We start from the raw sequence: 7,182 nt of genomic DNA on the forward strand, positions 1-7,182 counted from the left end.
GAGGGCAGCTCTTGTAGCATCTCTGGCGAACAAGTACTTTTCAAATACAGCTTGTATGCTTTGAGAATGTAAGTGGTAGTTTCCTTTTGTTAGTGCTTGGAGGGCAGACTTGTTGATCCATTTACCGTTATGTTGCAGATGATACGCCTTTGCGTGACGCAAACAATCATTCCATACTTTGGCGGACTCGCGGTTGCAGTCAAACAATCGCTGCAGATTTATCTTTGAGGTTTGGAAATAGACTCGTTTCGCTCGAATCATAGATTCACCCCCTGTATATTCCTCATTTTACCACAAACAAAACATACGTTCTATACATTTACAAAATTTTTACATGTTGGACAATAGAGATGGAACGTGCCTATCTCTTGTGCGAAGGCGATTCATCCCCACTTACCGTTACACACCATTCACACGCTTGAAGTGGGGGTATTCTCGCCTAATTTATGATAAAAAAATCACCTTTTCATAAAAAACGAGAGCCTCAAAGACTCTCGTTTTTTCCTCTTCTATTATTTCTTCGCAGGAGGTTTAATCGGATCCGCTACTGCCGGAATCGCACCTGACATAAGGGAAACGTTTGTATATTCTGCTGCGCTGAACGGATGGATTCTGTTCGCATGCGCTGCGATTTTTTCGCCCCATTGCTTGTCCGTTGCGTAATAATAGTTTATTCCGCTGTTTGCGTCTCCAAGATACGCACCTTTGTATCTCCAGTTAGACGGATTTAAATACCTTTCTTTTAAGAACTTCGCTTGGTATTTTACGGATTGCTCTACACTTTGGAACGTATATGCATAGTAGAACGGGTCTGCGTCATATGCGCCGACGCTGAACAGGTTATACTTTTTGATTGCCAATTCATTTGTGCCGTACGCACTTTCATGAATGGCCATAGCAGCGAGGATTAACTGGTTAATGCCCGCATCTGTTCCCACGTTAATGAACAGCTGTCCTTGTCCATGGAATACGGAATGCTTGCCAGTAAGAGCCTCGTACTTTTCTATGTAATTATTAATCTCATCAGCAGTTACACGCGAGGGATAGCGTAAATCCATTGTTTTATAGTCCGTTGCGACAGGCCTAGCAGCAGGTGTCGTCGGTGCCGGATTTGTAGAAGCAGCCATTACCTTCGTTACGTATTGACCGGATACCCAGCCCTTTACATTTCCAGACGTTACATACAGCCATCCGTTTGAGCTGTTAGATACGTTCACGACCGTACCGTTCGGTAATTTTCCGACAATCTGTGCAGAAGTTCCGATACCGGCACGCACATTTAACGCAGAAGCTGTTACTTTTCCTTGATAGCTTTCGTTGCCCGTTGACGGCTGAGAAGGAGCTGATGCAGCTTGTACATATTTTTTGGAAACGTAAGCTGTCTTGCCCTTAAAATTAATTTTTACCCATGAGCTGTTGTAGTCTGTATAGTTAACTGCACTGTTGCGATATACTTTACCGATCACTTTGCCGCTTGTAGACGGTGCTGTACGCACGTTTAAAGCCGACGCTGTAACCTTGCCGCTCGCTGCGTCTGCGTTTGCGCTGAAGCCTAAAACTGCCGGAGCCAAAGTTGCTAATCCTGCAGCTGCTTTTATCACATTTTTCATAAGATGTTTTCCTCCTAGTTGTGTAATAAGTTATGGGTTACATAGTTTCGCAGTTTCCCCTATCATCAAACAATTTGAATATTCCGACATCGAAAAGCAGTCCATAACTCATAATGACCGCATTACAGCCCTTCTTATGTATCCCTTTCTGTCCGTATATTCTCATGCTCTATATTCACTTTCATGAGTCTAACATCTGGTTGTCCCTTTAACTGTCCCTATGCATTGCAACAGTTAAACCAAATACACTTCTATTCTACTATAATTCCAACCACCCGTGTGCTTCCAATGTTTGGTTATTAAAAAATGGCAGGCATTTACTTATGGACCTGCCTTATCAATCAAAAAGTTAACGCTTACAAACACGGCACTTTCTCCCGCATTCCTAGAATCATTTACTACATTAATTATAATTTGAGTTTATAAATCTATGTACGACCCCGGTTTCCAGTAATTCACTAAAAAAGAAATGAAGGAATTTAAGACTTCTGGGTGAAAAAATAAATTTGATAAATGCATCAAAAATCCAAAATTTCCGCACCCAAACTAGATAGAATTGTATATATATAGGAGTAAATACAGCACTTTACGCAGCGAGGAGGTTAAGCATGGCAAGATACAGAATTCTTACATTTGACGGGGGCGGCGTGCGCGGTGTGTTGTCCGCTGTCTTGCTGACGCGTCTTTGCAATGAATTTCCTGAGCTGATTAGGACGACTCATTTGGTTGCGGGGACCTCGGTGGGTTCTTTTTTGGCGCTTGGTCTTGGGAGCGGAAAAACGCCAAGTGAAATTTTACAGATGTTTTCAAAGAGGAATCTGATGAGCGTTTTCAGCAACCCCAATCGAATTCCGATTTTACGTCCGAGATACAGCAATGCCAGTTTAAAAAAATTGCTTACATCGTTCTTTACACCGAATTTGCGTTTAAAGGATTTCAGCAAGCGTACCATTGTCACTGCATTTGATGTAGGAGGACCGATGCAAGCAAGTTGGAAGCCGGTTTTTTTTCATAACTTTCCGCTGCCGGAAGCAGGAGGTGCAACAGCAGTTGACGCAGCGATGGCGAGTGCGGCGGCTCCTATTTATTTTCCATCCTACAATCAGCTGATTGATGGAGGTGTGTTTGCAAACAGTCCGAGTGTTGCAGCAATCGCGCTGGCAGTTGATCGGCTTCTTGGCAATCAGAGCCTGGATAATCTTGTACTGTTGTCCATCGGAACAGGATGCGAAGAATTACGAATTACGCAGGATACGAGTGAATGGGGATTCGGGCAGTGGTCTTATAATTCTCCTGAAAAGCAACGATCGAAGGAACCGCAGTTTCCGCTGCTTTCCGTGATGCTGAACGGGAGTGTGGAGGCAGATTCGCTGTACAGCCAATGTCTTCTTGGCAATCGGTATCACAGGTTAAATCCAATGTTAAGCGAGAACGTAGCATTGGATGATGTGAAAGCTTATGATTTGCTGGTGGAGACAGCTTTGTCTGCCAATTTGCAGCCGACGATTCAGTTTTTGAGACACGAATGGTGCTAAAAAACAGCCAGCTTCAGTGAGCCGGCTGCTTGCACATGTCTTGGACACAGTAACGAGTCATATTGTCTGACTTATCTTCTATTCATTCCCTGCTTCTCTACAAATTCCTTCATATACATACGAACCGGCTTAGAAAGCATGCGTGCCATTTGTCCAGTCCATGTATCGCTCCGTTTTCCGTCTGTGCGTTCGATGTAGTAATTGCTGATTACTTCATTATATTGGGACAGCTGTTCCTTCAACTGCTTTTCATCTTTGTTATACGCTTCCTCGTGATATACAGACTCAAACGGCAATCTCGGCTTTATGCTCCCTTCCTGCATCGGATAACCGACTGACATGCCAAATAACGGAATCACAAGCTTCGGTACGTTCAAAAGTTCGCTTACCTCTTCCAGATTATTTCGCAATCCGCCGATATAACAAATGCCAAGCCCCATGGATTCTGCAGCTACAGCCGCGTTTTGTGCCGCGAGAGCCGCGTCGATCACTGCTACCATAAATTTCTCCGTACTCTCAATGGAAGCATAAATATCTTGTCCTTCCATTTCTGCCAGTACCTCATGACGATATAGATCAGCGCAAAACACGAAAAAATGGCCGTTTGTTTCTACATATGCCTGATTCCCTGCGAGTTCTGCAAGCTTCTTTTTCATCTCTCTATCTTTTACGCCAATGATGGAATAAGCTTGTATATAGCTCGACGTTGATGCCGCCTGGGCACTTTCTACAATTACACGAATTTGTTCATCCGTAAGCGGTCGGTCTTCATATTTGCGGATAGAGCGGTGCTGTAAAAGTGTTTCAATGACTTGATTCATAATATAGTTCCTCCCATCATGTTTCTTATTTTTTATACTACAGTAACAAAAATAAAAAAGACACTAATTTGCCATCAGTATCCTTCATCCGTTAATGAAGCTTCAATGTATAAAGCAAATCAATTTTATAAAAAGCGAAAAAAAGAATAAAACAACTTAACAGCTATTCCTTTTTCCGGCTCTAAGTTTCATCTAGGCATATGCCGTGCCGCTCCGCTTTTTCCCTACATACTGTATGAAGAATTCATCCTGAAAAAGGGAGCGATCCGAATGTATCCATACATGCAATATCAGCCTTACATGCCGTATGAAGTTTACAGCCAGCATTATCCATATGTTCAGCAGCCGTATGATCCTTATATGGCGCAAGAGCAGCTTGATACCGACGACCGACAGCAGCCGTACGTCCAACAGTCTTACCATCCATATATGACACAAGAACAGCTTGATACCGATCAACATCAACAGCAGTCGTACGTCCAACAGCCTTATCATCCATACTTGAGACAAGAACCACACGATGCCGACCGCCAACAGCCGCAAATCCGCCAACTGGAAAGACGAGTGAACGAGCTTGAGAAACGAGTGAATCAGTTGCAAAGACAAGTCAATCAGCTCAATCAAATCCAAGAACGCCATACTCGTCAATTAAACAGAGTCAACCAGCGCCTGCGCGCCGTTGAACAAAGATTGAATATCGCATTTACGCCACACGCAGACGGTTTTTGATTTTTTAGTAAAACTACAAAACATAAAAAGGAGATGTACAATTGCACATCTCCTTTTTCTTTTACACTATCTGCACGCTTTTCGCCTCTTCTTCATTCGGCTTATCGTGAATGAAGAACGCTGTTAATAGCGCAAGAACACTCCCTGCAAAACCGAACAAGAATAAATGATGAATGCCATCCATAAACCCTGACGCCTTTGTCAATAAAGCGCCCATAATCGTTACGCCGATTGCAGTCCCGATATTACGGGAGAACATAAGGAAGGAAGTCGAGATCCCTTTTTCATGCATAGCTACGAATTGCTGCGCACCAATTACGCTGACAGTCGAGATCAGACCAAACGCAACACCTTGGATAATCATAACCGCAAAGATATACCAAAAACCGTTTTCTGCCTGCAATAAAGCCAGCGTCGCCCCTGACACAACAAGCAAAGCGTTGCCGATGATCAAAAGCGTACGGTATCCGTACTTCATAATCCATTTGCCGGCCGGCACTGCCGCTGCCATCCATCCGACGGACATGCCAAACAGCGCCACGCCGCTCATAAAGATGGACAAATGCGCCATCTTCTGCAGGAACAAAGGAATATAGCTGGACGTTCCGAACAAAGCCGCACATCCAATAAAACCGTTAATGTTCATCCATTTAATCGTTTTATTGCGGACCATAGGTAGCGGAACAATCGGTGAAGTCTGCTTTTTCTCATAAAAATAAAAGATAACGAGAATGATAGCTCCTAATATGCCGTACAAAACTTGATTGCTCTCCATCACCGTCACAAGAAGAACAAGGCTCACGCCAATCGCAAACAACGCAGCTCCCAAATAATCCACGCTTGCTTTTCTCGGTGTATACACTTCCTTATATGGAAGCAGCATTACAAAAGATAACACGCAGATTGGAAGATTCACGAAGAAAATCCATCTCCATGTCATATACTCTACGAAAAACGCGCCGAGCAGCGGAGCCAATACGGCAGAAAGACCCCACATTGCCGTAAAGAACGCTTGAATCTTTCCACGTTTTTCAATCGGAAACAAATCGCCTGCAATAATTGCAGGAAACGGCATCATCACGCCTGCACCAATTCCTTGAACAGCACGGAAAATAATAAGCTGCACCATACCTTGGGCCAATCCGCACAGAAGCGAGCCAATTAAAAATAAGATAATTCCAGACGCAAACACGTGCTTTCTTCCGAACAAATCGGAAATTCGCCCCGCAACCGGCGAAAGAACGGTACAAAAAATCATATACGATGCAAATGACCATGCATACAAATCAAAGCGCCCTAATTCCTTTGCAATGATAGGCATCGTCGTATTCATAATTGTTGCATCCATTGACGCCACAAGCATCGCAAGTACAATGCTAATCATAACGGACGTTCTGTTTTTCAATCGTCCTTCCCCCTTTCATAGTAACAACGTATTATACCACCAACTGTAAGAAAATTACAATTAAATCAACTTCCATTTTTCTCACACTCATGCTGCATTTTGCATACAGAAAAATCTGCAGGTGCTACAGCTATTGCATTTTCATATACTGGGTTAGTATCCTGTTTTTGATTATGAAAAAATATAAATCGCTAAAAAGAAGCACCCATAAAAGGAGTGCTTCTTTTCTTTGTTCTTACCATACAATCTATTTTTCTATGCATTACTATTTGCACCAGAACCAAAGCGATTAATGAATTTCCTTAATATCAGCTAAACGAATGAAGAAGACCTTTTGCTGTTCATCTTTTAAAAAAAGGGTTTGTTGATGTAAATCCAGGTTACAAACACGACCCTTGCATGTTTGTAACGATCCGTTCTGATAATAAGTAATGGTGATAAGGCGATCTTTGGTTAATTCTTTTAAGAACATCTGTTGGCCTCCTTTCTTATCAGTCGTCTATACGGAAAAATGTACTTAAAAGGTTTGGGTTAATAGACTCTTATTTATATACCAGAATTTAGTTGGGCTAGATTTACACCAAAACAGGTTGTGTTTCTTCTGCTAATGCTAATAGGCGCGTTTTGATTTCTTCTACATTGACATTTTTTTGTGAAACACCCGTTTCCATCGCAGCGTTAGCAACAGCTGCTGCTACATGAGCCGCTACTCTGCAGTCAAATGGATCTGGAATCACATAATCGGTATGAAGCTCTTCATCTGAAATTAATCCGGCAATCGCATACACAGCTGCCAGCTTCATTTCCTCATTGATTTCTTTTGCATGAACGTCTAAAGCACCACGGAAAATACCAGGGAATGCGAGGACGTTATTGACTTGATTTGGGAAATCAGAGCGTCCTGTCCCTACTACTAGCGCTCCAGCCTCTTTCGCCTCTTTTGGCATAATTTCCGGTACAGGGTTTGCCATGGCAAAAATGATTGGATTCTCGTTCATGGAACGAACCATTTCTTTCGTGACGGCACCTGCAGCCGATACCCCAACAAATACATCAGCGCCAACAAGCGCATCTGCTAATGT

Annotated in this window: 6 protein-coding genes and 2 pseudogenes; 2 read left to right on the top strand and 6 right to left on the bottom strand. The window is 42.9% G+C overall.

From position 1 onward, the window contains the following. Window positions 1–261, bottom strand: a pseudogene (locus H540_RS30485) (RNA-guided endonuclease InsQ/TnpB family protein); the annotation flags it as partial. A gap of 251 nt (window positions 262–512) precedes the next feature. Next, on the bottom strand, window positions 513–1,610 hold the full coding sequence (locus H540_RS0120870; protein ID WP_028402239.1) for an SH3 domain-containing protein: 1,098 nt from the start codon (window positions 1,608–1,610) through the stop codon (window positions 513–515). Window positions 1,611–2,218: 608 nt separating this feature from the next. Between H540_RS0120870 and H540_RS0120875 the strand changes: the two genes are divergently transcribed. Continuing rightward, window positions 2,219–3,145: a patatin-like phospholipase family protein gene (locus H540_RS0120875; RefSeq protein ID WP_028402240.1), complete on the top strand. Its 927-nt coding sequence runs from the start codon at window positions 2,219–2,221 to the stop codon at window positions 3,143–3,145. Window positions 3,146–3,216: 71 nt separating this feature from the next. Here the strand turns inward: H540_RS0120875 and nfsA are convergent, their stop codons facing one another. Further along, window positions 3,217–3,966, bottom strand: a complete 750-nt coding sequence (gene nfsA / locus H540_RS0120880; RefSeq protein WP_028402241.1) for an oxygen-insensitive NADPH nitroreductase — start codon at window positions 3,964–3,966, stop codon at window positions 3,217–3,219. Window positions 3,967–4,236: 270 nt separating this feature from the next. On the opposite strand from nfsA, the gene H540_RS0120885 reads away from it, so the two are divergent. Next, the gene (locus tag H540_RS0120885; protein WP_028402242.1) at window positions 4,237–4,695 is read left to right on the top strand and encodes a hypothetical protein; all 459 of its coding nucleotides are present in this window, start codon (window positions 4,237–4,239) and stop codon (window positions 4,693–4,695) included. 61 nt (window positions 4,696–4,756) lie between these two features. On the opposite strand, the gene H540_RS0120890 is transcribed toward H540_RS0120885, so the two are convergent. The 3 genes and pseudogenes from H540_RS0120890 to ystJ all read right to left on the bottom strand — a co-directional run. Further along, window positions 4,757–6,100, bottom strand: coding sequence for an MDR family MFS transporter (locus tag H540_RS0120890; protein WP_028402243.1), 1,344 nt, complete (start codon window positions 6,098–6,100; stop codon window positions 4,757–4,759). Between the two features lie 289 nt (window positions 6,101–6,389). Further along, window positions 6,390–6,572, bottom strand: a complete 183-nt coding sequence (locus H540_RS0120895) for a YolD-like family protein (protein ID WP_028402244.1) — start codon at window positions 6,570–6,572, stop codon at window positions 6,390–6,392. Between the two features lie 103 nt (window positions 6,573–6,675). After that, window positions 6,676–7,182, bottom strand: a pseudogene (ystJ, locus tag H540_RS0120900) (NADP-dependent malic enzyme); the annotation flags it as partial.

This window comes from Ectobacillus panaciterrae DSM 19096, assembly GCF_000430785.1.
Lineage (GTDB): Bacteria > Bacillota > Bacilli > Bacillales > Bacillaceae_G > Ectobacillus > Ectobacillus panaciterrae.